Annotated in this window: 1 protein-coding gene and 1 pseudogene; both read right to left on the minus strand. The window is 44.9% G+C overall.

What is annotated here, in order from left to right; translation table 11 throughout:
- The coding region (locus tag WEIDD23_RS06915; RefSeq protein WP_242865454.1) for an ABC transporter transmembrane domain-containing protein at positions 1–615 on the minus strand (615 nt) is incomplete at its 3' end.
- A 2-nt stretch (positions 616–617) separates the two neighbouring features.
- Positions 618–873: pseudogene (locus tag WEIDD23_RS14660) on the minus strand (MarR family transcriptional regulator); the annotation flags it as partial.

The raw sequence follows: 873 nt of genomic DNA on the forward strand, positions 1-873 counted from the left end.
CGCATTTTGGCGATCACGACCAATTTTATGTGACTGACGCATCACTGGCATCATCACGAGCATGACCAACGGAATTGCTAACGCCATAATTGCTGTCATCCGCCAATCCTTAATGACCATCAATGTGAGCGCACCCACAACCGTTAGTAACGATGTCATCATACGTGGAAATGAATTAGCCAACAAATCTTTAATTTGGGTTGAATCATTAATCAAACGTGACGTCATTTCCCCCGCTTTCGTGTCATCAAAATAACTGACCCGCAAGCGAATGAGTTTATCCCACAAATTATTACGCAATCGACTGACAACATTTTCACCAAAAATCCCGAGTACCGTGCCTGATACCGCACTAATAACTGCGCTCAAGATAAACATGCCGATAACACTTGCCAACAATGTTTTGTTAATTGCCTTACCAAATCCGTTAATCAAATCACCCGCTAAATGCGGTACGGCCAATTGAATTCCCGTTGCAACCACACCCAAACCCAAGCCAAGCGCTAACTGCCAATAAGCTGGTTTTGTCTGACGCACCAACGCCATAAATGCTTTCATGTTAAACTTCGCTGGTCGCGTATAGGGTGTATCACGACCAATTTCACGATTATCCATGATTAAATATCCTCATCCTCACCTTTGGTTGTCTTATTGTTGCGATTAAACCAGCCAGCAAACGGGAAATCACCATGCCCATCATGGCGCATTTGATGCATTTGGCGATGCATATCGCGCCCCATGTGATGCATGTCATGCATCCCCTTAAACTGATCACCAAATGCGCCAAAAGCTTCACGCATTTCTTCGGGCGTAACTTGAATGTCTTCTACGTTGGCCGCAACTCGGCGTAACAATGACTGCAACTGTTCTTGC

This window comes from Weissella sp. DD23 (assembly GCF_001579105.1).
Taxonomy (GTDB): Bacteria; Bacillota; Bacilli; order Lactobacillales; family Lactobacillaceae; genus Weissella; species Weissella cibaria.